This is a genomic window from Draconibacterium sp. IB214405, from assembly GCF_033963885.1.
Classification (GTDB): domain Bacteria; phylum Bacteroidota; class Bacteroidia; order Bacteroidales; family Prolixibacteraceae; genus Draconibacterium.
The window spans coordinates 1,377,766-1,401,911 of record NZ_JAXBMA010000001.1; the positions used below are offsets into that span (position 1 = coordinate 1,377,766).

Annotated in this window: 19 protein-coding genes; 6 read left to right on the plus strand and 13 right to left on the minus strand. The window is 41.7% G+C overall.

Annotated features, from left to right (window positions below):
- Positions 1 to 127 precede the first annotated feature (127 nt).
- The 3 genes from SLH46_RS05420 to SLH46_RS05430 are packed head-to-tail and all read left to right on the plus strand — an operon-like array spanning position 128 to position 2,334.
- Positions 128 to 499: a BlaI/MecI/CopY family transcriptional regulator gene (locus SLH46_RS05420; protein WP_320280139.1), complete on the plus strand. Its 372-nt coding sequence runs from the start codon at positions 128 to 130 to the stop codon at positions 497 to 499.
- Complete coding sequence (locus SLH46_RS05425; protein WP_320280140.1) at positions 496 to 1,080, plus strand: hypothetical protein; 585 nt, start codon at positions 496 to 498, stop codon at positions 1,078 to 1,080. The genes SLH46_RS05420 and SLH46_RS05425 overlap by 4 nt, the downstream gene beginning before the upstream one ends.
- Before the next feature lie 18 nt (positions 1,081 to 1,098).
- Positions 1,099 to 2,334, plus strand: a complete 1,236-nt coding sequence (locus tag SLH46_RS05430; protein ID WP_320280141.1) for a hypothetical protein — start codon at positions 1,099 to 1,101, stop codon at positions 2,332 to 2,334.
- 25 nt (positions 2,335 to 2,359) lie between these two features.
- On the opposite strand, the gene SLH46_RS05435 is transcribed toward SLH46_RS05430, so the two are convergent.
- The 3 genes from SLH46_RS05435 to SLH46_RS05445 all read right to left on the minus strand — a co-directional run bounded on the left by SLH46_RS05435 (position 2,360) and on the right by SLH46_RS05445 (position 6,247).
- Complete coding sequence (locus SLH46_RS05435) at positions 2,360 to 4,972, minus strand: TonB-dependent receptor (protein WP_320280142.1); 2,613 nt, start codon at positions 4,970 to 4,972, stop codon at positions 2,360 to 2,362.
- Between the two features lie 114 nt (positions 4,973 to 5,086).
- On the minus strand, positions 5,087 to 5,563 hold the full coding sequence (locus tag SLH46_RS05440; protein ID WP_320280143.1) for a hypothetical protein: 477 nt from the start codon (positions 5,561 to 5,563) through the stop codon (positions 5,087 to 5,089).
- A gap of 48 nt (positions 5,564 to 5,611) precedes the next feature.
- Positions 5,612 to 6,247: a DNA-3-methyladenine glycosylase family protein gene (locus SLH46_RS05445; protein WP_320280144.1), complete on the minus strand. Its 636-nt coding sequence runs from the start codon at positions 6,245 to 6,247 to the stop codon at positions 5,612 to 5,614.
- Between the two features lie 82 nt (positions 6,248 to 6,329).
- Here SLH46_RS05445 and SLH46_RS05450 point away from each other — a divergent pair, with 82 nt between their 5' ends.
- Positions 6,330 to 6,575 carry a hypothetical protein gene (locus SLH46_RS05450; protein ID WP_320280145.1) on the plus strand — a complete coding sequence of 82 codons (246 nt, stop codon included), beginning with the start codon at positions 6,330 to 6,332 and terminating at the stop codon, positions 6,573 to 6,575.
- An 80-nt stretch (positions 6,576 to 6,655) separates the two neighbouring features.
- On the opposite strand, the gene SLH46_RS05455 is transcribed toward SLH46_RS05450, so the two are convergent.
- The 7 genes from SLH46_RS05455 to gdhA all read right to left on the minus strand — a co-directional run bounded on the left by SLH46_RS05455 (position 6,656) and on the right by gdhA (position 17,942).
- A complete protein-coding gene (locus tag SLH46_RS05455) occupies positions 6,656 to 7,744 on the minus strand; it encodes a hypothetical protein (protein ID WP_320280146.1) in 1,089 nt (362 codons plus the stop codon).
- Positions 7,745 to 7,846: 102 nt separating this feature from the next.
- The gene (locus tag SLH46_RS05460; protein WP_320280147.1) at positions 7,847 to 9,325 is read right to left on the minus strand and encodes a SusD/RagB family nutrient-binding outer membrane lipoprotein; all 1,479 of its coding nucleotides are present in this window, start codon (positions 9,323 to 9,325) and stop codon (positions 7,847 to 7,849) included.
- A gap of 26 nt (positions 9,326 to 9,351) precedes the next feature.
- Entirely contained in the window at positions 9,352 to 12,495 is a 3,144-nt protein-coding gene (locus SLH46_RS05465; RefSeq protein ID WP_320280148.1) for a SusC/RagA family TonB-linked outer membrane protein, read from the minus strand.
- Between the two features lie 207 nt (positions 12,496 to 12,702).
- The gene (locus tag SLH46_RS05470; protein ID WP_320280149.1) at positions 12,703 to 12,960 is read right to left on the minus strand and encodes a hypothetical protein; all 258 of its coding nucleotides are present in this window, start codon (positions 12,958 to 12,960) and stop codon (positions 12,703 to 12,705) included.
- Between the two features lie 155 nt (positions 12,961 to 13,115).
- Positions 13,116 to 15,518: a TonB-dependent receptor gene (locus SLH46_RS05475; protein ID WP_320280150.1), complete on the minus strand. Its 2,403-nt coding sequence runs from the start codon at positions 15,516 to 15,518 to the stop codon at positions 13,116 to 13,118.
- A gap of 78 nt (positions 15,519 to 15,596) precedes the next feature.
- The gene (locus tag SLH46_RS05480) at positions 15,597 to 16,448 is read right to left on the minus strand and encodes a UDP-2,3-diacylglucosamine diphosphatase (RefSeq protein WP_320280151.1); all 852 of its coding nucleotides are present in this window, start codon (positions 16,446 to 16,448) and stop codon (positions 15,597 to 15,599) included.
- A 138-nt stretch (positions 16,449 to 16,586) separates the two neighbouring features.
- Positions 16,587 to 17,942 carry an NADP-specific glutamate dehydrogenase gene (gene gdhA / locus SLH46_RS05485; RefSeq protein ID WP_320280152.1) on the minus strand — a complete coding sequence of 452 codons (1,356 nt, stop codon included), beginning with the start codon at positions 17,940 to 17,942 and terminating at the stop codon, positions 16,587 to 16,589.
- Between the two features lie 234 nt (positions 17,943 to 18,176).
- Here gdhA and leuS point away from each other — a divergent pair, with 234 nt between their 5' ends.
- A complete protein-coding gene (leuS, locus tag SLH46_RS05490) occupies positions 18,177 to 20,828 on the plus strand; it encodes a leucine--tRNA ligase (RefSeq protein ID WP_320280153.1) in 2,652 nt (883 codons plus the stop codon).
- 71 nt (positions 20,829 to 20,899) lie between these two features.
- Here the strand turns inward: leuS and SLH46_RS05495 are convergent, their stop codons facing one another.
- The 3 genes from SLH46_RS05495 to SLH46_RS05505 all read right to left on the minus strand — a co-directional run bounded on the left by SLH46_RS05495 (position 20,900) and on the right by SLH46_RS05505 (position 22,935).
- Complete coding sequence (locus SLH46_RS05495; RefSeq protein ID WP_045026273.1) at positions 20,900 to 21,268, minus strand: DsrE family protein; 369 nt, start codon at positions 21,266 to 21,268, stop codon at positions 20,900 to 20,902.
- 38 nt (positions 21,269 to 21,306) lie between these two features.
- A complete protein-coding gene (locus SLH46_RS05500) occupies positions 21,307 to 21,972 on the minus strand; it encodes a cysteine dioxygenase (protein ID WP_320280154.1) in 666 nt (221 codons plus the stop codon).
- A 102-nt stretch (positions 21,973 to 22,074) separates the two neighbouring features.
- On the minus strand, positions 22,075 to 22,935 hold the full coding sequence (locus SLH46_RS05505) for an AraC family transcriptional regulator (RefSeq protein ID WP_320280155.1): 861 nt from the start codon (positions 22,933 to 22,935) through the stop codon (positions 22,075 to 22,077).
- 264 nt (positions 22,936 to 23,199) lie between these two features.
- On the opposite strand from SLH46_RS05505, the gene SLH46_RS05510 reads away from it, so the two are divergent.
- Positions 23,200 to 24,078, plus strand: coding sequence for a YitT family protein (locus SLH46_RS05510; RefSeq protein WP_320280156.1), 879 nt, complete (start codon positions 23,200 to 23,202; stop codon positions 24,076 to 24,078).
- Positions 24,079 to 24,146 lie beyond the last annotated feature (68 nt).

The window sequence follows — 24,146 nt, forward strand, 5'->3', positions numbered from 1 at the left end:
TATGGATAACTAAGAGAAATAGTTTAATAACTATAAAAAATAGTTGATAAACTAAAAAATATAGTTACATTTGTTTTGTAATCTCTCAATGATGTAACTTCTCGTTTCAATTTTAAAAGTCTGAACCATGAAAAAACTTACGCCTAAAGAAGAAGAAATCCTTAGTTTGTTTTGGGAGAAAGGCCCCATGTTTGTAAAAGAACTGAAGGAGTTGTATTCAGATCAGAAACTGCACTACAATACACTCTCAACGATGGTTCGTGCGCTCGAAGAAAAAGGTTTTTTAAACCACGAGCAATTTGGAAACACGCACCGTTATTTTGCAGTTGTAAGCAAAGAAGATTATAGCAAAGGCACCCTTGGAAATGTGGTGAAGAAATATTTTAACAACTCGTATAAAAATGTGGTTTCGCTTCTGGTGGAGGAAGAAAACCTTTCGGTGGAAGACCTGAAAAAGCTTATTGAAGAAATTGAAAATCAACAAAACGATTCGCAATGACTCCATTCTTCGTTTGGCTCATAAAATCGTCGCTTTGTTTGACACTGTTATATGCAGTTTTTAAACTTGCCTTTAGTCGCGATAAAATGCACGCGGCGAACCGCTTTGTGTTATTGGGTATTTTGCTGATATCGGCCATTATTCCTTTTCTGAACATTCAATTGTTTTATATTGAAATGGAGGCAAAGCCGGTTCAGTTCTTTCGCGAAACTGTTTCAGCTCCCATGTTTTCTAAAGGGCCTACAACTTCAGCTGCAATCCAACAGCCAGAAACTGTTGAGCTTGCTGTAAATCCATGGCACATTTTTTACCTTCTACCTGTTATTGCGCTGGTTATTCGACTGATTATTGGCTTTATTCAGGTAATGAAAATTGTAAATCGGGCTGAAAAGAGACGTTTAAAAAAGGTTATTTTGGCTGTTGTAAAAGACTTTATTCAACCTTTCACGTTTTTAAACAGAATCGTATTATCAGAGAAAGATTATTCGGAAAACAAGGATACTGTACTTGCTCACGAATACGCGCACATCAGGCATAAACATACCATCGATTTGCTGTTTTGCGAGCTGTTCACCTTGTGACATTTTTTCAATCCGTTTATGTGGCTTTTACGCCACGATTTAAAATTGGTACACGAATACCAGGCCGATGAGGACGTTCTTAATACAGGCATCGATGCACAAAAATACCAATTGCTGGTATTGGAGAAGGCCGTTGGCGAAAGACGTTTTGCCATGGCACACCATTTTACTCAAAAACCCATTGTAAAACGATTAAAAATGATGACAAAAACAAAACGTCAGAAATGGGGCATGGTGAAGATGATTCTCTTTGTGCCCTTGATAATTGTGCTTTTACAAGCATTTGCAAGACCCGATTTGATTACAAAATCAGCAGATTTTATTCCGGTACGATACACGGAAAATAAGGCCGAGCAGTGGCTCGCAAAATGGAACATTGATAATATTGGCGATGGAATTTATCAACCCGGTTTGAAAGACAAAAATGCGCAGCAAAAAGCCAACAATGTTTTGGTAATATTAATGAATGCAAAAGATGAGTATCTGATAGAAAATCAATATCCTGTAGGTAAAAATGTTAAGCAGATAGTTCAGGATTATTTGCACGGAATAAATCCGGATGGTAACCAAGGTCCTGACTTTATTGAAAAAGAAATTGCAGGAATCGGTAAAGTAAAAGTTTCTGAAGGTTGGATTTCGTATCGAAACGATATTGAATCTTCCAGAGAAGCGATAAACTTTACTTTACGACAAATAGGTGAAGCATACCTCGAAGCCAGAGAAGCAAAAGCATTTATTTTGTTTGGTAAGAAGTATTTCGATCTGGATGAAGAGAAACAGAAAATAGTAAATGAGATCGTACCAATCCGCTTTTCGTACGAAACACCAAAAAATCCCAGAACAAGCACCTGGTTGCCATTTGAGGATAAACCTTCGCCGGAACCAATTCCAATTGAACTATTGGTGCGCTACGATGGAACGATTGTTTTGGGCAGCAAAACTTACGAAAATCTGGACGAATTTGAACACGATTTAAAGGTATGGAAAAAGGAGTTGGATGCTAAAAGTGAGGCAGACAAAACAAAACATTATTATCGTGTAAATGTCACTTTCGAACATGGTTCCCGAACTCAGGAAATTTGTTCAAAAGAGATAAGTAAGATTAACTACGTGCTTTGGAAACAAAGTATGCATGTGGAACAAATGCGTCATGTATTCCCTGAGGAAACAGTCCGTCGTAATTTGGAGATAGATAAACTCACCACAAGAATGAATCGTGTTATGGCGGCAGCTGACACAACCAGAGTGCAATAGCTTATTTTATAGTAATGCTATGTGATTATCGTCGCCTTCTCCGCCTATCATCCTTTGTAAAATTCCATGTCAATTTAGTACCAACCATCCTTGGAGGGCCGGGCACAAAAGTCGGCACGCCGAATAGACTTCCGGTATTTCCGGCGCTGGTAATAAATTGTTCGTCGAGCACGTTATTGGCCCAAACAGTTAGGCGTATATTCGGATCGGCAAGTTCCAGTCCGCCGTTAATGTTTAGTAATCCATAACCGTCCTGCTCCAGGCCTGGCGTGTTGGCATCCTCGAAATACATATGCGATGTATACGAATAGGATGGTGTTACAAACAGTTTGATGTTCGGTGTAATGTTCACGCGTGCATTCAGTCCGACAGCAAAACTGTGTTCCGGTGCCAGGCTAAAAACGTTGCCGGCATACAATTGTTCCGCTCCGTCAACATCAAGCGAGTCAAACTCGGTTTTTAACCAGGCGTAATTGGCAAATAGGTCGAGTTGCTCGATAATAGCAACGCGTAAATTCGCTTCCGCTCCGTATGATGTTGCTTGTCCTCCATCTTTAAACAGCAGGTTGTATTCGCCTGTTTCGCTGTCGGCCACCCACGCACGTGTATGAAAATCTTTGTAAAGCGAATAGAATCCGTTCACATCAACAAAAACGCGGTCGTAAAATGAGCCTTTAAAACCCAGCTCGAAATTGTCGAGGATTTCCGGCTCCAGTACTTCCTCTTCACCTGTTGAGGTAAACTGCAACACGGCAGGGCGGCGTCCGCGCGAGTAGTTGGCATAAATATTTCCGTATTCGTTAAAACGGTATTTTAAACCTCCGTGCCAGGTAAACGACAAGGTATTTTTCTTGATCTGTTTTGAATCATACGGCAAAAAGAAAACGTTGGGATAGTTCCCCGTATATGAGCCCAATACCGAAGGAGAACCACTCACAAAAGACGATTCACTGCTTAGTTTGTAGCGATCGTAAACTGCACGCACTCCTGCCGAAATAAAAAACTTGCGCGAAATCTGGTAGTTCAAATCCATAAAACCTTCCACTGCCATGTTCGTGGCTTTGCTGTACATTTCTTCCTCGTGATTTGTGGGAAGTGAAATATAATATGTAGTATCCAGTTCCGGGTCGTAGTTCGGAATGACCGGAATTGAAATTGGCTGACCACTCGCGTCCACCAGCGGTAGTGGTGGGCTTGCCAGCATAAGATTTGCGAGTTGTTGTTCGTTGGGTGAGAACCAGTATGTCTGGTCTGCTTTTTCCCTCCAGAAACTACCTCCCAGCGAACCGTTCAACCGGCTGTTTTGCGAGAAGTTTCCTCGAATTTCCTGGTAGAATTGTGATGATCCTGCATACTCAGCCATATCGATGGCTGCCGAAGCAGTACCGTCGCCATCCCAACGCGATGAGGCATCGGTCGTACGGTACGAAGTGATACTTGTCCAGTACGTATGTTCGGTCATGTAAAGGCGGTAGTTCAGTGTTGCATCAAAAATCTTTTTCCCCGTCCCCAGGTTTTCGCCTTGTTCGTGCGAGGCCACACCACTAAAAATACCAATGTCGCCGTTGGCGTTTGGCAGACTGTCGGGCATAAAAGCAATTCCCGGAGTGTCGTCTTTCTGGTAGTTAACTGTGAGATCAAAACGGTGGTTCCATGCTGGTTTAAAACGTACTGAAAAACGTCCGGCAAGCGTTTCTTTTCCCATCAGGTCACCGCCAAAAGTATTTTCAATGTAACCGTCGCGCGAATTGTAAATCCCCGCAGCCCGCATCATCAATTTGTTTTCGATGATCGGCACGTTAACCATGCCGCGGTATTCTTGCTGACCGTAATCGCCCAAGCCTGCAGTAATGCTTCCATAAAATTTATTCTCCGGCATTTTGCTCACGTAATGAACTGCTCCGACCTGTGCTCCACGCCCGAAAAGGGTGTTTTGTGGTCCTTTCAGCACTTCTACCCGGTCCATGTCGTACAACTCCAGCGAAGCCGAATTGGCACGATTTATCGGAACGTTATTAAAAAATACTGAAACGCGTGGTTGTGCGCTGGGGCTCACCTCGTCGCTGCTTAATCCGCGAATGGCAAAAGTGGGGCGGTTTGCGCCCTGTTCACGAACATACATTCCGGGGACAAATTCTCCCAGGGTGCTGAGTTCGGTAATGTTTGCTTCGTTCATTAATTGATTGCTTACTGAAGAGATCGCAGTTGGAACATCAAGCAACTGTTGTTCGCGTTTTTGTGCACTCACCAGTATCGGCTCCAAATGAATGTCGGCGGTTGGTAGCATCACATTTTTTTCATTCCGGCCTTCCTGCAAAATAATATCTACAGTCCGGGTTTCGTAGCCAATAAACGAAACACGAATTCGTGCTCTTCCGGGAACCAGGTTGGTGATAAAGTATTCGCCGTCTTCGTTGGTATTCACGCCTTTGTAGGTCCCGTCAACCGTTACGGTGGCTCCGGGTAACAGCTTGTAATCGCTGTCGTATACCGAGCCCCGCACATAAACGGTTGGCTGTTCGCGAGAAACAGCTTCCTCATTCCTGTATTTGCGTTTTACTTTATCGCGTCGTTTACTTTGTCCAAACGAGGTTGAAACAATAACTACAAGGAGAATTATACTGAGAAAAGCTTTCATGTTTTTTTATTTTCTGAGTTCGTTAGATTAAATAACGGAAAATCGGGGGAATTAATATATCGTTGTTAATGAGAATAAACGTTGCACCACAAATAAAGGTTTAATGAGGATAAATTAGTGCATTACACTGTAAACCGGAAGGTGTAACCAGATAGCCAACTCGTCCATACATTTTTGACCTTCATCGTGCGTAACACATTTTTTAACAGCGATTGCAGGTCGTTTCTTTTCATTCACAAAATAAATCCGGAACTCCTTCTTTCGCGAAGTGGTGCTGCGGTTCGATTGGCTGTACAAACTATACACTTTGTTCATCGAGACCAAAGTTAGGCCGACGAAATTGTGAACACTCTTCCATTTGCCGGTTTTTACCACACCAAACCACATATTAAAACTTCGGAATTGTTGTTTTTCGGTGTCGATATCAACACCGGAGTAGGAGCCCAAAAGAAACCACCCTAAAACGAAGTGAATGCTAAAAAGAACCCAGGCCTGGTTGAACAATGCCATTACGGTAGCGATGACAAAATAAAAGCCTATAAAACGATACGGGCCTTCCAGTGTTCTTGAGATTTTGTTGCTTACGAGCATGGTTTAAAGGTAGTAAATTGAAGGCGAAAATTATTTCCTTTCCAAAATTTACTCCAGAACCAGCTTTCGTTTTTGGATGTAATAGTGCCACAAAATATAAGTTGCTACCGAGCGGTTGGGCGAGAAACGTTTCATGTATTCAATGATCTCTTCTTTGGTGGCTTCGGGTGGAACCAGATTTAATTCATAAACTGCTTTTATGGTTGCCAAATCGCCGGGAGGAAAAATATCTGCAAAATGCAGACTCATTAAAACATACATATCGATGGTCCAGTTACCAATACCTTTTAGTTTTATCAGGATCTTTCGAATGGTAGCTTCGTCCATTTCGTTTAACTCGGAAAGATTGAGTTTTCCGCTTACTATTTCATTGGCAAGAATCCGGCTATATTGAATTTTCTGGCGGCTAAAATAACAGGCACGTAACTCTTCGTCTGTAAGGATTAGTAGGTTTTCAGGAGTAATATCTTTTATCTTCTCAACCAGTTTAAGGTAGGCAGCTTTTGCCGAGGCGAGTGAAACCTGTTGTTCAAGAATCGTTAAAATAAATGTTGGAAAATCAGGATTACGGTGCCAGAATGGAGGATAGTCGTACTCGCGAATCACCGCCTCGAATTTTGGTTCAATGTCGGCGCACCAGTTGCAAAGCTCTTTAAAATGCGTTTCGTTTTTTATTTTGGTCATTTTGTAATAGTTATAACGAAGAACTGATTTTTAGAGAATTTGTTTAGCAAAAAACTCATCTCCTGAGAATTACTTACAGTAAGTGAAAGTTGGTGAATTTACCCTCTCTCCTGTCTCTCCCTTCATGAAAGGAGAGACGATTGGCCTCCAAAACAAAAGAGACTTGCAGGGATTGAGTATATTTTTTGAAACACAAACTAATCGTCCTTCCTTGCTGGCAGGGAAGGATAAGAGGATGGGAATAAATATTATTCGTGTTTTTTTGAGAACAAAAAAAGAGGGACGCCTGGCGTCCCTCTTTGAAGGCAATACCGAATTAAATAAATGAAAATCTTCTCTCGTAAGATTGTTTCCTGCCTTCTGTGTGTAAAAACGACGATTGTCTTTTTTTAGTATTTAATTCGGTATTTAGTCCTGCAGTTTTAGTGAAACTTGCAGGTTCTCAGTTCCTTTAATAAATAAGTTTTTTATCGCGTACATATTTTCAGCATCGTTCTTAATCATAAGAATAGTTTCTCCGTTGGCAGGAATGGTAAAACTTTTATCCTCTGATGATAAAAAGAACGGCACATCAGAAGTGTTTTTGATGCTGTAGCTTTTTTCCTTGCCTTTTTCCTTGAAACAAGAAATCTCAACGGCAGCTTCAAAGAATGCTTTCAGAAACTCTTCTTTTCCCGCAAGGTTATTTCCAAAATAGGCAATGGTGCGGTTGGCAAACAATGCTTCGCGAATCGATTCTTCTGTGCGTTCTTCCGCCAAAACAAGTGTCATCGGGCGGTGGTAATCCTTTAGGTTGTACATTTCCGAGTTTATTCCGTGAATATCGGAGGCCGCATGCGGAGCAATATTTTTGTCCATACACCAGTCGAGCGCAATCGGGTACCATTCTTTTTCATTAAAAACTTCAATGGCATTTAGCATTCCGTTTTCGAAAAGTTCGGTGTGCTCGTCCCACCACAAACAAGTATCGGGTTGCTGAGCTTTCCAGCCCGGGTGATTCCAGATAAAATAGGCCCCTTGTTTTTTAGCCTCGGCAAAAGCATCGCGCCAATCTGGCGTGTCGAGTGCCTGCGTGTTTTTCAGAAACAGCGCATTAAAATGCCCGGGAGCCATGCTGCGTGTAATTTCACCCGCATGAATGAGGAGGATATTTTTTTGTTCGGCGCGTGGCAAAGCAATTTCGTACGAAGAGTTATCGTCGCCGGCAACATCCTTTTTCGAAGGATTACGTTCGATATGGTCGGTGATTGCAATGGCATCGAGTCCTTCGTTATATGCTTCATCAACACGAACGGTAGGCCATACTATACCATCGGAAAAAACGGTATGCATATGGAAATCGCATTTTAAGGTTTGGTAGCCTAAAATATTTGGTACGTTTATCGTTTGGCGCGAATTCTTATTTAAAAGTTCGGGCATTTGAATGTTGTTTACGTTTTGAGCAGAAGCGGAAATGCCCAAAACCAAACAGATTGCGGTAATTATTTTCGTTTTCATCGGAATAAAAATATGTATGTTTTATTAATTCTAAGAATTTAAAGGCCTGCCAATAAACATGCAGACCTTTAGTTTTATGATTTATGAAAAAAGTGAAAAGTGCTATTTTAACCACCAGGTTGTTTCCCTGATTTTGTCGTTACCTTCTCCAAACTGAGATGCAATAGCCGAGCTAACATGCTCGCTGTTTTGCTGGTATTCGCTGGTAGGGTACATCCATCGCAGGGGAGGAGTATTTGTTCCGTCTATCCTGAACTCGGGGTATCCGGTGCGCAACTGGTCAAAATACATTCTCCATCCGCCTTGTAAAAACGAAGGAATATACTTTTGAAGCATAATAAGTTGCAGTTTTTCGTCGTTTGATGCTGCGTTTGCAAAATCAACCAATTCGCCCTGTAGGTAATCGTTTGCGGCAGAGCTACTCACATATTCAGCATAATCGGCTGCATTTGTATTGTAGAACTCGAACGATGCGGTTACTGCATTTTCATAATGCTCCTGTGCCGAAGAGCTGATCCAGCCACGAACACTTGCTTCAGCAAGAATAAGTTGCAGCTCGGAGTAACCCAAAAACACGTGAGGCTCCGTTGTCGGGTCGGTGGTGTATCTCAGGTTTACTTTCGATGCATTTCCGGCAGCCGCTTTCAGGTTTACCTCGTTGTATGGCGCAATTGGGTCGCCACCTTCGTAAGCCGAAAAATCGTTGATGGCCAAACCTGCCTCTTTTGCATTACGTGTTTGCCCGCAGAAAATAAATAACCTTGGATCTTGAAGATCTTGAAGACGCTTCACAAAAGTAGAGTCCATATATCGGGCAGAACCGTAGCTACTGCTGTTGTATTCGGTGTAACGGCTACCCAATTCGTCGACAAAAACAAGCTGTCCGTTATCGGCGTTCGATTCGATTAATGGTGCGCTGTTGTAAATGCTGGCAAAGGCACTCTTAACGTTTAGGTCGGAATCTGATTCCTTGTTCGAAAGAGTAATCAGTACTTTTAAACGAAAAGTATTGATACATTTACGCCACTGGCTTGTACTTCCACTGTAAATAATATCGCCGGCAATTATGCTGTTGTCGTTTGCCAACAGTGCATCGGCATCTTCCAGTTCCTGCAATATCCCTTTGAAAATATCTTCTTGCGAATCGTAAACCGGGTCATAAATTTCATCCGTTTCACCTTTTAATGCATCGGAGTAGGGGATGTCGCCAAAAGTAAGTGTGAGGTTGTAAAAATAGTAGGCGCGGAAAAATTTTCCTAAAGCGGTGTACGTTGTGTTTTCAATTCGTTCAGCCTCTTCCATCATTTTTGTGACATTACGAAGCTGTGCATAGTCGCCAAAACCGGCACGTGTCCAGTTGTAATACTGGTTGGCATTTTCTCCATCGGTTTGAACCACCATTCGCGAGGCAAACATTGGGCTTACTCCTTCCACCTGGAAAGCATTCCACTCAATATCGGTAAGCAAAAGCTGCGGGTGCGTTTCCGGTACGTTATTCGGGTTGTCGTTCAGCTCTTCCAAATCGCTGCAAGAGCTTAATAGCCCGACAAAAAGTAGTGCTGATAGTATATATTTTTTCATTGTTTTAAAATTTAATTGTTAGTGTTCTAGAATGTTACGGTTAATCCCAAGCCAACATAGCGTGTTGAAGGATCCTGCAGGTTGTTATCATCGCCATAGTCAGGATCAATGATGTCGGCCTTTTTCCACATTGCCAGGTTGTAACCGTAGGCAGTAGCTTCAATTTTCTTAAATGCGTTGATATTGATGAGATGGGTTAGATCGTAGTTGAAAGCAACTTTCCGGAGTTTTACATAGCTGCGATCGAAAATATTGGCAAAGGTTTCGCTTTCATCCTGCGATACTTTTGCGCGGTAAGGATAGTTTTGCGACCAGGTTTGCCAGCTTACTGCTGTTTCATTGGTTTGGTACTCGCGTGTATCGGAAATTACGTTTCCATCGGTGTCGGTGGTCAGTTCGCCACTTACAACATTCACTGCATCCGGAACATAAACAGGATGACCTGCAGCATATTCCGCGTCGCGGTATTCAACCGAGTTCGGGTGTTTTCCTCCCCACCACATTTTTTCTACTGATAATGATCTGATTACACCGCCAATAGAACCATCTATGTCAACATCCAGCGAAAGGTTTTTGTATTTAAAGTGGTTTTGTAGACCAAACATCCAGTTCGGATCGGTGTGTCCAAACAATTGAGGATTTGGATCTTTTGATGGTAACCCGGTTGTTTCCGAAACGATCAGCTGGCCATCGGCAGTTTTCATCCATCCTGTGGCGTAATAATTATCCACGCGCTCGTTCAGCGAGTAGTTACCATATTTTTCTTCCCCGCCATAAATATCAGTAAGCTTTTTAACGCTGGTAGTCCAGTTTAAACCAAGATCCCAACGGAAATTGCTTTTGCGCACAGGGTTGGCGCTTAACATCACCTCAAAACCATTGGTTGTGTACTGGTTTCCGTTTACTTTTCTTGAATCGAAACCACTGGCTTCGGAAATATCTAGGTTGATAATCTGGTTTTCGTCGACAATGTTGTAGTACGTAAAATCAAAACTTAAACGGTTTTTTAAGAATACCGACGACAGACCTAACTCAAACGAGGTAGATTTTTCAGGTTTGATATTCGGATTAACAATCGTTCCAGGATAACTAACTTTTGAGTTTCCGTTGTACATTCCGCTGTTGCTGTAATACGACGATATTTGGTAAGGACTTAAATCGCTGGAAACTTCGGCCCACGAGCCATACAGTTTCAGGTAATCAACTGCATCGGGTAAATCAATAAGGTTTGATAACAGGGTACTTAACGAAACTGAGGGGTAAAAGTACGAGTTGTTTGACGTTGGCAAGGTTGAAGACCAGTCGTTACGCGCGGTAACTGTCAAGAAGAAGGCATCCAGCATGTCCATTGATAGTGTTCCGAATACACTTCGGATTTCGCGTTCCTGATAGTAAGTAGATGCTTTTACGTTGCCGAGCGAGTTGTTCAAACTGTACACCCACGGAACAACCAAACCATCGGTAGCATTGTATTCTTGCTGGTATTTTTTGTAGAACATCGATGCACCGGCGTTGGCACTCAATCCAAATTTATCGGAGAAATCTTTTTTATACGACAGCAAAATATCATTATCGATATTTACCTGGTCGGTATTCCATGTTTTGTAGTCACCTTCTCGCGGATCTCCGTAGTTAAGGTATGATTTTGGACTTTCGCGGTCTTCGAAAGTATGTTTTAACACAGCCGAACTTCTTCCTTGCAGACTTAAGTCTTCAGTGATGTCCCACTTTAATTTTACCTGTCCGTTAACCGTATTTCGGTCGTGTTTTTGATTCAGCTCGTAAGCCGCGAAATAGACATTGTTATACCAGGCATAGTTAAAGTTGGCCTGACGGTAACCTTCCTGCCCGGGAATATACATGTGGTCTTTCAAATCTTGCCCGTCAACATCGTCACCCATCCAGATCAGGATGGTGTACATATGGTTTTTGGGGCCGTAACCGTAGCGCGGATAGTTAGGTGAATAAACTTTGTTGAATGACAATTTTGCATCGAGTGTAAAGTTTGAAGTAAGATTGTACAAGCCATTAAAAGTTAAACCACCGGTTTTTAAGTTCGAGTTTGGCACTCTTCCCCGCTCAGACTGGTAAAATCCTGAAAAGCGCGTTGAGGCCTTTTCATTTTTCGAAGCGATGGAGAAGTTGGTAGTTGAAATTACGCCTGTGCGCATAAAATCCTTCAGGTTGTTGTGGTATTCCCATGGAATTGGAACCCTCGAATAACGCGATTTATTATCGTATTGCGTTCCCGATACGTCTCCCCACCATGGAATAGTTTCGCCGGTAACATTGTCGTAAATCGGGCTGTTCCACTGTGCGATTTCAAGGTTATCTGAGAATTTTGGTCCCCAAATCATGTCACCGTCAGAGATACCACCGTCTTGTCCGTCCCAGAATTCGTACTGACCATTCGATCCGTTTCCGTATTCGGTTTGTGTTTCCGGAAAAACAGTGTATCCGGCAGAAACCATAGTACTGTTCGAAAAGGTAATGTCAAGACCTTTTTTTGCTGCTTTTTTAGTAGTGATAAGGATAGCACCGTTTCTTCCACGCGACCCGTAAAGCGACGACGCAGTAGGGCCTTTTAGTACAACAACGTTTTCAATGTCGGCCGACGAAACGTCGAAAAAGTCGGTCTCAACCGGAACTTCATCAATTACGATCAGAGGAGATTTTCCACGCAATTCAAAATCAGGACTTTGAAAAATACCAGTTTTGGTATCGACTGTTAAACCGGCCACCTGTCCGCTCAGCATGTTTCCCACGTTTGGTGCATTCACACTGGTGAGCTTTTCCGACTTTACTTCCTGAGTAGTATAACCAAGAGCTTTTTTCTCCTGGCTGATACCCAGCGCGGTAACAATAACTTCATCAATTTCCTGCAAGTCTTCTTCCAGTACAACATTAATTAGTGCTTTGCCTTCAAAAGGTAATTCTTTTGCCGCATAACCAATAAATGAAAAGAAAAGTGTTGCATTTTCGCTCACTTCAATTCGGTAATTTCCGTCAGCGTCGGAAACTGTTCCGTTCGAAGTTCCTTTTTCCATAATGGTTACTCCGGGCAACGAAATTCCATTCGTTTCCGTAATTTTTCCCGTGATTTCCTTCTTCTGGGCAAAAAGGACAAAGCCCATCAACAGAAATCCAATAGATACAATAAAGTGTTTCATAAATACGTAGATTTTGTTTAAATAATTTGTTTCAATTTTTATTTACTTTTTAATCATAGTAATCCCATTTTGACCTATTTGCGTAAGTCAATCTTATGAAATGCAGTGTTTATTGTTTCTGAAAAATGGCTCCACGAAAAGCGGGAGCGTTGGATGTTATCCGGTATCCATTATTTGGACATATTTAGTTGGATTTAGAATTTATAGTTAATTAAAACTGGTATTGTTGGTTCTATCAGCATAAAAGTTGATAATGCCGTAAGCGGGGCCAAATTCCCGGTTGTTTCCTTTCCTCCAGCTGCCGCATGCCAAATAGTTACAACGGTCGTGCACGCCCGAATGTTCGGTTCTGTCGGCCGGGTGAACGTGTTCGCTTAATACAGCTTTTACATATGTTTTACAGGAAAATATGGATATATCGAGCGCCGTGATTTCATGTGCTCTAAGAAAATTTCGTCGTTTCATTGCGATAATTTTGTTGTCCGCAAGATGACGACTAATTGTAAACAATATGTTTTCTTAGTCTTATTTAATTGGTTTAAAAACGGAGTATAAGATTAATCTTATGTTATGTAATTTCCGGATTTTCTCGTATTTGTCATAAAAAACGGTGCCGGAATTTAAATTTTTAATAACGCTGAAATAACAAAGTTTCTTCCGGCCGATACAACTCCCGAAGAATAAGGGCGGTAGCGTTTGCTAAAAATGTTTTCGATACCGCCACTCAGTGTGAGGTGCGAGTTTATCCGGTAGTTCGATTTTATATTCGCTGTCCACCACGATGGCGAATACGGATTGCCGTTTTCATCAGGTAGGTACAAATGTGGCTTGTCCTGTTCATCTGGCGCCAGCTCATCAAAATCGAGTTTACCGCTGTAGTTTACATAGAGATCAAGATACAATTTTGGACCTTCGAAAATAATATGCGACGAACCAAATGTTGGTGGCACATGACGAATGGGTAAACCGTCAGAATCTTCTCCTTTGGTAATTGTAATGTCGTGTCGTGTGCGCCACTGGTTATTAAAAAGGTATTCAATATTGGCAGTTGTTCCGTAAATTGTTGCCGACTCGGCATTAACAAGTGCCTCAACACGACTCATTTCTCCGTCATATAAAATCGAATCTTGTCCAAGTCCGTCGAAAGCTCTTCGTACCATCGCATCCTTTAACCAGGTATAAAATCCGGTGACTTCAACTTTAACTTTGTTTTCGTACGAACGGATAATACTTAACTCCAGGTTGCGTGCATATTCAGGCTTTAGATCGGGATTCGGCACGATAACCGTTCCCGGTTCCGAATCAAACACTTTTGCAACATCGTCGATATTGGGCGAGCGGAAACCGGTTGATCCATGAATATTGATCTGCCAATCGGTGGTTGGATGCCAAACAATTCCCAGGTTACCGTTAAAAGCGGAGTTATTCATATTAAAACCATCAAAAGGGAACTGGTAATAGTTGGTATCAAATTCGCCTTCCAGGTGAGTGTAGGTAAAGCGCGAACCCATCTGAAAAATAATTTTTGGACTAATCGAATATTTGAACGAGTAATAAGCTGCCAGGCTCGAATATTTCGAATCGTTGGGGTAACGCGGTGCAACATCTTCCTGCTCTCCTGTAATCAGGTTCTCTGAATATCCGGTTGATCCAACCTTGTTAAAATAACCTTCCAGACCGTAAAACAGCTCACTTTTTGTATCGATAATTTTGCCAAAATCAAGGTTGGCGGAGTAAACATTTACATTTTCTGTTCGGTGGCGCAACACATCTTTGTTTCGTTTACGGTCGTGGCGGCTTTCGGTATAATCCTGGTAGCCAAGCAGTAAGTTTGCTTTGTCGAATAGCAACATGTCTTTCTGAAACTGCAGACGGCCGGACAAAAGTGTCCAATCTTGCGGACCATAGTACCATTGTGCATATTTTAGTTTATCGCCACTGTATTCAATAAGTCGGTCGTAGCGTGGAATATCACCGGTTTCCGAATGCTGTGCACTAAGCTCCATATCTATCGTTTCATTTGGTCTGAAACGCAGCTTGCCCAATACGTTGAATTGATGATAACCGGTGTATTTTTGTTCCCGGTCGTTTTTATTCTCAATGATCTGGTCTTCTCCGGTAAACGCGGCATCCAAAACATATTGCGGGCGTAAATATTCATCCGGTCCCGAGCTTCCCATTTTCAAATCATCAAAATCGGTGAAAGTGGCACTGAATACCGATGCCCATTTTTTACCGCCCAGATTGTACGAAAAATGTCCTGTTTTCTCAAAATTGGCACTCGAATAACGGGTATATACTTTTCCTGCGTTTTCAAAATTATCGCTGGTTGAAAGTTTGGGCGATAAGGTATTAAAACTCATTACGCCACCCAGTGCATCGCTACCATAAATAACTGAACCCGGACCAAAAATAATCTCCGTATTTTGCAGGCTTTGTGCATCAACCGAAATTACATTTTGCAGGTTACCGTTACGGTAAATGGCATTATTCATCCGTATTCCGTCAACCATAATCAACACACGGTTGGCAGCAAAACCGCGAATCATCGGACTACCGCCGCCCATCTGACTTTTCTGGATAAAAACACCACTTTCGGTACCCAGCATATCGGCAGTGGTTTGCGGATTGTAGTGCATAACCTCTTCGGGTTGAATGGATTTTATGGTATGCGGAATTTCTGTTTTCGACTGTTTCCAACGGTTAACCGAAATTACCACTTCATCGAGACGTACAGGACTTTCAACCAAAAGCACTGTTCGGCTTTGATTTTCAATTTTCTGGCGGGTGCTTACATAAGATATATATGACGAATGTTTGAAGAGGATTTTTTCGTCTGGTTTAAATCCATCGAGTTTGGCCTTGCCTTCTTCATCCGTTTGGGTAAAAAAGTTTTCAGAAATAAGCATCGCATGCTCAACAGCTGTGCCTGTTTTTGCATTTACCACCCTTACATACGATTGACCTAAAACACAATAAATAGAAAACAGAGTTATAAATAGAGTTAGATTGAATTTTTTCACCGAGAATAATTTTGTTCAAATGTATTAATCGGCCGCATTACAGCAAAAATTATGCCCTTGTGAGCTTATTTTGAATAATTAGTTGTTAAATGCAAGTTGATTCAATAGTGCAGCGTAAAGCTCTTTTTTCGATGGTAGTACAAAGTCTTCTGGCTCAGTATCGTTCGCCTCAACAGCCTTGAATATTTCAGCGTAATTGCATAAAGTCCAATTTCCGTTTTCGAATTCGGCTGCCGTAAAATTTTCTACCCAATCGCCGGTGTTTATGTAGCGAATCAGTCGGTTGTTGTAGAGAAGAACCTTGTCGACTGCGATGTGGGTGTGGCCGCAAATTATAGTATCAACATCTTTGTCGTAGGCGAGTTTGGCGAGTTTGGTTTCAAATTTCGAGTTTTCCTTGTGTGAATTACCAAACAATTCTTTTAACCATTTAAACAAAATAATATTGTTAACCCGCAGTGTTTTTAGCAGAAGATTGATGAGTTTATTAAAAAGGGTTACCAAACCGTAAGCTGCAGCTCCGAACTTCGCCAGCCATTTTGCTTTGTGGATGACATTATCGATGAGGTCGCCATGAAAAATTAAGGTTTTCCGGTTGTTTAGGTTTAGGGTGATCTGGTCTACAATCCTGAGTTTACCTATTGTTGTATTTCCAAGTTCGCGCAAAAACTCGTCGTGGTTACCGGTAACATAAACCACTTCCGTTCCTTTTTCCATCATTTTAATTAACTGGCGAACTACTTTTAAATGTGGTTTGGGGAAGTAGTTTCGCGAAAATCGCCAGGCATCAATAATATCGCCATTCAGGATTAACTTTTTAGGAAGGATGGATTTTAAATACTTATGGATTTCGGTTGCTTTGCAGGCGTGTGTCGCCAGGTGAAAATCGGAAACAACAACAACATCTGGTTTTCTAACTTGCTTTGCCATAATTCAAGAGTCTGTTACAAATATGCTGTGCAGTAATGAATTATGTGTAAACAAAAAGCTAAGTATTTGTGAAGTTTTTTACATAAAAAATCCGGCCTGCCGAAACAAACCGGATGAAATATGAAAATTGGTTAGTAGTTAAACAAGTCCCTGAGCCATCATAGAATTTGCAACTTTAACAAATCCTGCAATGTTTGCGCCTTTAACGTAGTTGGTAAATCCGGATTTATCTTTTCCATATTTCATGCACATTTCGTGAATATTGCACATTATGGAGTGCAACTTGGTATCTACTTCCTCGCGGCTCCAAGACAGGCGCATACTGTTTTGAGTCATCTCCAATCCCGACACCGCAACGCCACCTGCATTGGCAGCTTTTCCAGGTCCGTAAAGTATTTGTTTCTCGATAAAATAGTGAACGGCTTCTTCGGTGCTTGGCATGTTGGCGCCTTCAGCCACAACAAAACATCCATTGTCGATCAGCGTTTTTGCCTCTTCAAGATTCAGCTCGTTTTCGGTTGCACACGGCAAAGCCACATCACATTTTACACTCCACGGGCGTTGTTTTTCCAGGTACTGAACACCGTACTTATCGGCATACTCTTTTATCCTTCCGCGATGAACGTTTTTTAACTCCATCACAAAATCGAGTTTTTCGCGATCAATTCCATCAGGATCGTAAATCGAACCGCTTGAATCAGAAAGTGTCACCACTTTTCCTCCCAGTTCAATTACTTTTTCGGTGGCAAATTGTGCCACATTTCCTGAGCCGGAAACAGCTACCACTTTCCCTTTAAAACTCTCGCCGCGGGTTTCCATCATTTCCTTGGCAAAATACACCGCACCATAACCCGTTGCTTCAGGTCTGATCAGTGAACCTCCCCATTCCACTCCTTTTCCGGTGAGTACTCCGGTAAATTCGTTTCGTAGGCGTTTGTACTGTCCGAACAGGAAGCCGATTTCACGACCACCAACACCAATATCGCCTGCAGGCACATCTGTATATGGTCCGATATGACGCGATAATTCAGTCATAAAACTTTGGCAGAAACGCATCACTTCATTGTCGGATTTGTTCTTCGGATCGAAATCAGAACCTCCTTTTCCTCCTCCCATTGGCAACGAGGTGAGACTGTTTTTTAATACCTGCTCAAAAGCTAAGAACTTTAGAATTCCCTGGTTTACTGTTGGGTGAAAACGCAGCCCTCCTTTGTAAGGTCCAATGGCGCTGTTCATTTCAACCCGGTAACCCCGGTTGATGTGAATTTTTCCACGGTCGTCAGTCCACGGAACACGGAATTGGATGATGCGTTCGGCCTCAACCATTCGTTCCAGAATTTGAGCATGAAGGTACCTTGGATTGTCGAGAAGAAAATCGGCAAGCGATTCTACAACTTCGTGCACAGCCTGGTGAAATTCCGGTTGTCCCGGATCTTTAGAACGAACATAGTTCATAAAATCCTCAACAAATAATTGACTATTCTTGGTGTTCATTTTAATGGTTTTAGTTTTTATATGATGAAGTTACGAAAAATGCCAGAAGTTATGTTGTTGCTTTTCAGCATATTAATGAAGCGTAAAAATATTAGTCTGATAGATTTGCCGGCAATTCAGTTGTAAACTCGAACATTTTGTTTTGATTTATTTTGAATGTGTAAAATGCCCTGATACATCCAACAAAATCTTTATCTTTGCGCCTTTAAAATCAGAATCTTATTAAGTAAGAAAATGGAATATAAATTCGCAGAAATAGAGCCGAAATGGCAAAAGTACTGGGAGGAAAACAAAACGTTTAAAACCGAAGACGATTACTCAAAACCAAAATATTACATCCTCGATATGTTCCCTTATCCGTCGGGAGCAGGACTGCATGTTGGTCACCCTGAGGGGTATACAGCAACCGATATTTTAAGCCGTTACAAACGGATGAAAGGATTTAATGTGTTGCATCCGATGGGATACGATGCTTTTGGTTTGCCTGCCGAACAATACGCGATACAAACGGGTACGCATCCGGCAATTACTACCCAGAAAAACTGCGATAACTTCCGTCGCCAGATTAAAGCTATTGGTTTGAGCTACGACTGGGACCGCGAAATAAACACTACCGATCCAAAATATTTTAAGTGGACACAGTGGATCTTCAAAAAATTGTACGATACCTATTTTGATGAGGAACAACAAAAGGGTCGTCCGATTTCGGAACTGGTAATTCCTGAAACTGTAAAAGCAGAAGGAGAGGAGGCTGTAAAAAATTACATCAGCGAAAAGCGCCTTGCTTATTACGACAATGCACAGGTTTGGTGGTGCGATTCGTGTAAAACAGTGTGTGCCAACGAAGAGGTGTTGACTGACGGTTCGCATGAAAAATGTGGAAACACTGTAATTCGCAAAAACCTGAAACAATGGTTGCTTCGTATTCCGCATTACGGTGAAAGATTATTGAGCGGCCTTGAAAACCTGGACTGGCCGGAAGGAGTAAAGGATATGCAGCGCAACTGGATAGGTAAATCAACCGGTGCAGAAGTGGATTTTTCCATCGATGGATTGGGAAAAAATCTGCGTGTTTACACCACTCGTCCTGATACTTTGTTTGGTGCAACTTACATGGTAATTGCTCCGGAACACGAGTTGGTAAATGAAATTGTTACTGAAGACAAAAAAGAAGCTGTAGAAGCATACATAAAAGCTGCAGCTTTAAAATCGGATTTGGATCGTACGGATTTGGCAAAAGAAAAAACCGGAGTATTTACCGGTCGTTACGCTGTAAATCCGGTGAACAATCAATTGATTCCGATTTGGGTAGCCGACTACGTGTTGATGGGCTATGGTACAGGAGCGATTATGGCTGTTCCTGCGCACGATACCCGTGACTTTGAGTTTGCTAAAGAATTTGATATTCAGATTAACTGTATTCTTGATCCGAAAGATGCTGAAAACCGCGATGAGATATTAGCTGGCGATGCTTGCTGGACTGAAGACGGTGCCTACATCAATTCGTCGAGCGATGAAACCGGATTGGATATTAACGGACTAAATAAAGCTGCCGGTATTCAACAAGTGGTTGAGTGGCTGGAAGGCAAAGGAATTGGAAAGGCAACCGTAAACTTTAAACTGCGCGACTGGTTGTTCAGTCGCCAGCGCTACTGGGGCGAACCTTTCCCTGTAATCCACTGGGAAGATGGCGAAGTTACTTTGGTAGAAGACGAAAACCTGCCTTTGCAGTTGCCAAATTTGGAAGAATATACACCAAGTTCAACCGGCGAATCGCCATTGGCAAATGCCGAAGACTGGCTGGTTGTTACCGATAAAAACGGACGTAAGGGGCGCCGCGAAACCAATACTATGCCACAGTGGGCCGGATCGTGCTGGTACTATTTGCGCTACATCGACCCGAATAACGTAGACAGTATTTTCGATGTGAAAAAGGAACAGTACTGGATGCCAGTTGATTTGTATGTTGGTGGTGCCGAGCATGCTGTTCTTCACCTGTTATACTCGCGTTTCTGGCACAAAGTGTTGTTCGATTTGGGCGTTGTTTCAACCGACGAACCTTTCCAGAAACTGTTTAACCAGGGAATGATTCTGGCCTTTGCCTACGAAACAGCAACTGGCGCCAAAGTAGCTTCTGATTTGGTGGAGGAAAAAGACGGAAAATATTTCCATACAGAAACAGGTGAGGAACTGAGACAGATCGTTGCAAAAATGTCGAAGTCGCTGAAGAATGTAGTGAATCCTGATGATGTTATCGCAAACTACGGCGCCGATTCGCTGCGTTTGTACGAAATGTTTATGGGACCGCTCGATGAGCGTAAACCATGGGCAGAAAATGGTGTGAAAGGAGTTTTCAACTTCCTGGCGCGTGCGTACCGTTTCTTTGCTGATCAGGAAAAAATCGTTGACGGAGAAGAAGATAAAGAGGTGGCAAAGTTGCTGCATCAAACCATACAAAAAGTGGAGCACGATATTGAAAACATGAAGTTCAATACCGGTATTTCTGCTTTGATGGTATTTAATAACCTGGCTATTAAAAAGGGAAAAGTTACCAAGCAGACCGCTGAAACCTTTGCCAAAATACTGGCACCCTATGCTCCGCACATGGCTGAAGAGTTTTGGTCGATGTATGGTAATGCAGAGACACTGGCATACGAAGCTTGGCCGGCAGTTGACCAAAGTTTGTTGACCGAAGATTCGCATGAATATCCGGTATCGTTTAACGGAAAAATGCGCTTCAAAATAGAACTTCCTTTGGATATGCCTAAAGATGAAATTGAAAAAACAGTGCTTGCCGATGAGCGCGCAGCCAGATGGATGGAAGGAAAAACCGTTCGCAAATTCATTTTTGTACCAAAAAAGATCATCAACATTGCTATAGGATAGTATTTAAAGAGATATCAAAAAAAGGGATGGCAAACTGCTATCCCTTTTTTCATGAAAAAAGTATTTCGAATTTAGAAGCTCAATAAAGCTGCTCCTTCTTTTATTCTTTCATGAATGGCAACCGATCCAACAATTTTAACGCCATCAACCAGGTCTTCTTCGCTGTAACCGCGTACTTTCGCACAAGGTGGACATACACTTACATTACAACCTGCATTAAATACATTCTGGATCATTTCTTTAATGGTTGGGTCTTCCGGATTTGGGCGTGCTTTTTCTGCGGCTCCTTTGCGTACCCAATCGATGGCCGAGCTTACAAGGAAGATTGAAACTTCCAGTCCGTTATTAATACCTCCGTTAGCAATGCTCCATGCTACTGATGAACGTTCGTCGTCGTGACCTCTCGAAATAACTACTACTAATTTTTGTTTTGTTTCCATGATGTGAAATTTTAATGGTGAATAAATGAATTGTGTGATTAAAAAATATTTTCGTTGTATGTTTTTATAGTGCCCGGTGTGTACACATGCAGACTAACTGCCGAGCTGCCAAATGGATTTCCAACGGCGTGATAGCCCATACGATCATCGATGTAGGCCATGCTGCCGGCCCGGTAGCCGTTTGAACAAAGAATGGTTTGTTTTTCGTCGGGCGAGTAACGTAACTCCTCCAGTTTTCCGTGTATTAATTTGAATACACATCCACCAAATGGATGACCGTGAATATCGCTTACTTTTCCAGGTTTCCAGTGAATCAGAACTACTTTCATCCAGCGGTTGTTGACCAACACATGGCGGGTTTCTTTGTTTTTCAGAAAGCGTTTCAATTCTTCTTTATCAAAAGCAGAAACTTGTTGCATTACCGGAATAAACTGAAGTGCTGAATAAGGCGCCTGCTGCTCCCGAAAGGTGTTGAACAAATCGCGACATACTTTTCTAAGATTCGGCAGATTGCCGGCACTCATTCCTAATGAAGCTTCAGGAGTTAAAAGTGTACTTTGGCCAAATTCCGGATGGTAACTTGTGCTTCCAACATTGTTATATGTTTCATGACTGTTGTTTGAGGTTCCTTTCATAAAGAAGAAAGGTGAGAATCCGTTATGTTGTCCGGATCTGTTTTCTGAAGTGTAAATTAAGTTTTTCATCGTTCTCTGTTTTTGTTTGTACAAAGTTGAGAACTATCCGGGCGCCAGACTTTGCTAAAAAGTCCGAAGTGTTGACGATTTAGTCCAATACGCCAAAATGGGTCAAAAAACCAGTGATTTTTTATAATCGGAAGGGCTTTTTCCTGTGATCTTTTTAAATACACGACTAAAATGTGAGACGTCTTCGAAACCTGATTCATAAGCAGCTTGCGTAACACTTTGGGAAGAATTTGCGAGAATGTTGGCTGCGTGTTCAACTCTTCTTCTCAAAATCCATTTGCCCGGAGAGTCTTGAAATATCTGCTGAAAGTCTCTTTTAAATGAGGAGAGACTTCGGTGCGATAGTTCTGCAAAATCTTCCAGTTTTAGATTGAAGCAGAAATTCTGCTCCATAATTCGCTTTAACGATGGTTTGTCAGACTGTGTGAGGCTGGTGAAATAATTCGTTAAGGTGGGATCGGAGTTAATTAAAGTGATCAGCAGCTCCTTGAGTTTAAGAACCAGAATCTGATCGGGTGGCCGGTTTATGCCGCGAAAATAAGTGAGCATGGAATGAAAATAACCTTCAAGGAAATCGGAAGTGTTTACTTTTCGTGCCGTAAAATTGTTTGGCTCTTGGTTGATTTTAAGCACCTGTTTTCCCTGGATTTCTTGCATGGTTTCGCGGATCAGTTCATCTGAAATAAAAAAACCAAGCATACAATACTCGTCGTCGAAATACTGATGAATAACTTCTGCACCCTTTTTAAGGTAGAGCGTTTGCCCCGGAGTAAGTGTCCACTCGCCATTCATTGTTTTGTAGGTTTTTTTTCCGCTTAGCACATAAACAATGTAGTCGTTTCGCGAAAAAATACCGATTTGTTCTGCGTCGATCGGGCAAGTGTATTCCAGGCAAACCGTTTCTCTAAATTCAAATCGATTAAATTTTAGATTTTCTTTTACAATTTTGTAGAAATTAAGCACTTTTAGAATGTTAACTATTTATTACAATTTAAGATATAATTGTCTTAATATCAAGGTGGATAGATGAGATATTGCGAAAAACGGACTAAAAAGCCTTTAAATTCAGGCGGTTTGAAAAATAAAATTGAAGTAACTTTTTATGCTTGAGTACAAGCTACTTAACAGAAGTTTGCTTTAAAATACAATTACCTGACAATCATCAATATTTATTCGCATTTCTAGTCTTTCTTTTGCACGATTTTTTAACGAAAATAAATACACGGAATGTTTACAAAATTGGTTGCTACGGATAAGAAACTGATCAAAATAATCCAGGATTATGTGATTATGACTTTTGGGTTGTTTCTCTTTGCTATGGCATGGACTCTTTTTGTTATACCGGCCGAGATTGCCGGTGGAGGAATTAGTGGTGTAGCCGCAGTGGTTTATTATGCCACCAACATTCCGGTAAGTTTAACGTACTTAACCATCAATATCTTTCTGGTATTGATCGCCATAAAGTTTTTAGGGGCCAATTTTGGTGTAAAAACAATTTTTAGCATTGTTGTTGTTTCCGGCTTTTTTGCCCTGTTTCAGGACGCGCTTTCAGAACCATTGGTAGATGACATGTTTTTGTCGGCAGTGCTGGGAGGTATGATTAGCGGTGTTGGTTTGGGTATTGTTTTTTCGCGTGGCGGAAGTACTGGTGGTACCGATATTATTGCCATGATCATTAACAAATACCGCAATGTGAGTCCTGGTCGTGTTATTATGCTTTGCGATGTGGTAATTATTGCCTCTGTTTATTTTGTTTTTCAATCCATCGAAAAGTTGGTTTACGGTTATGTCATGATGTGGGTGGTATCCTACGCACTCGATTCGTTTTTGAGTGGGGCAAACCGTTCGGCACAGATGTTTATCATCTCAAAAGAATACGAGAAAATAGCAGAATATATCAATACCGAAGCGATACGTGGTGTTACTCTGCTCGATGGAACCGGCTGGTATACAAAAAATGAAACCAAGGTAATTATGTCAATTGTGCGTAAAAAAGAAACCGGTGCTATTTTTCGAAAGATAAAACAGATCGATCCGGATGCATTTATTTCAATGGGTAGCGTAATGGGTGTTTATGGTCAGGGATTTGACAAATTGAAATTGTAAGCCGAACGTTTCTGAAATCAAATTTTTCTTTCCAAAACCTCAATTTTTTATAAAGCATACATACTAAT

Excerpts from the sequence above, each read along its gene's own strand:
- SLH46_RS05480 (WP_320280151.1), bottom strand. The coding sequence starts at position 16,448 with ATGGCAAAGCAAGTTAGAAAACCAGATGTTGTTGTTGTTTCCGATTTT.
- SLH46_RS05435 (WP_320280142.1), bottom strand. The coding sequence starts at position 4,972 with ATGAAAGCTTTTCTCAGTATAATTCTCCTTGTAGTTATTGTTTCAACC.
- SLH46_RS05425 (WP_320280140.1), top strand. The coding sequence starts at position 496 with ATGACTCCATTCTTCGTTTGGCTCATAAAATCGTCGCTTTGTTTGACA.
- SLH46_RS05465 (WP_320280148.1), bottom strand. The coding sequence starts at position 12,495 with ATGAAACACTTTATTGTATCTATTGGATTTCTGTTGATGGGCTTTGTC.
- SLH46_RS05460 (WP_320280147.1), bottom strand. The coding sequence starts at position 9,325 with ATGAAAAAATATATACTATCAGCACTACTTTTTGTCGGGCTATTAAGC.
- gdhA (WP_320280152.1), bottom strand. The coding sequence starts at position 17,942 with ATGAACACCAAGAATAGTCAATTATTTGTTGAGGATTTTATGAACTAT.
- SLH46_RS05510 (WP_320280156.1), top strand. The coding sequence starts at position 23,200 with ATGTTTACAAAATTGGTTGCTACGGATAAGAAACTGATCAAAATAATC.
- SLH46_RS05455 (WP_320280146.1), bottom strand. The coding sequence starts at position 7,744 with ATGAAAACGAAAATAATTACCGCAATCTGTTTGGTTTTGGGCATTTCC.
- SLH46_RS05430 (WP_320280141.1), top strand. The coding sequence starts at position 1,099 with ATGTGGCTTTTACGCCACGATTTAAAATTGGTACACGAATACCAGGCC.
- SLH46_RS05470 (WP_320280149.1), bottom strand. The coding sequence starts at position 12,960 with ATGAAACGACGAAATTTTCTTAGAGCACATGAAATCACGGCGCTCGAT.
- SLH46_RS05440 (WP_320280143.1), bottom strand. The coding sequence starts at position 5,563 with ATGCTCGTAAGCAACAAAATCTCAAGAACACTGGAAGGCCCGTATCGT.
- SLH46_RS05500 (WP_320280154.1), bottom strand. The coding sequence starts at position 21,972 with ATGAAAAACTTAATTTACACTTCAGAAAACAGATCCGGACAACATAAC.
- leuS (WP_320280153.1), top strand. The coding sequence starts at position 18,177 with ATGGAATATAAATTCGCAGAAATAGAGCCGAAATGGCAAAAGTACTGG.
- SLH46_RS05445 (WP_320280144.1), bottom strand. The coding sequence starts at position 6,247 with ATGACCAAAATAAAAAACGAAACGCATTTTAAAGAGCTTTGCAACTGG.
- SLH46_RS05420 (WP_320280139.1), top strand. The coding sequence starts at position 128 with ATGAAAAAACTTACGCCTAAAGAAGAAGAAATCCTTAGTTTGTTTTGG.
- SLH46_RS05495 (WP_045026273.1), bottom strand. The coding sequence starts at position 21,268 with ATGGAAACAAAACAAAAATTAGTAGTAGTTATTTCGAGAGGTCACGAC.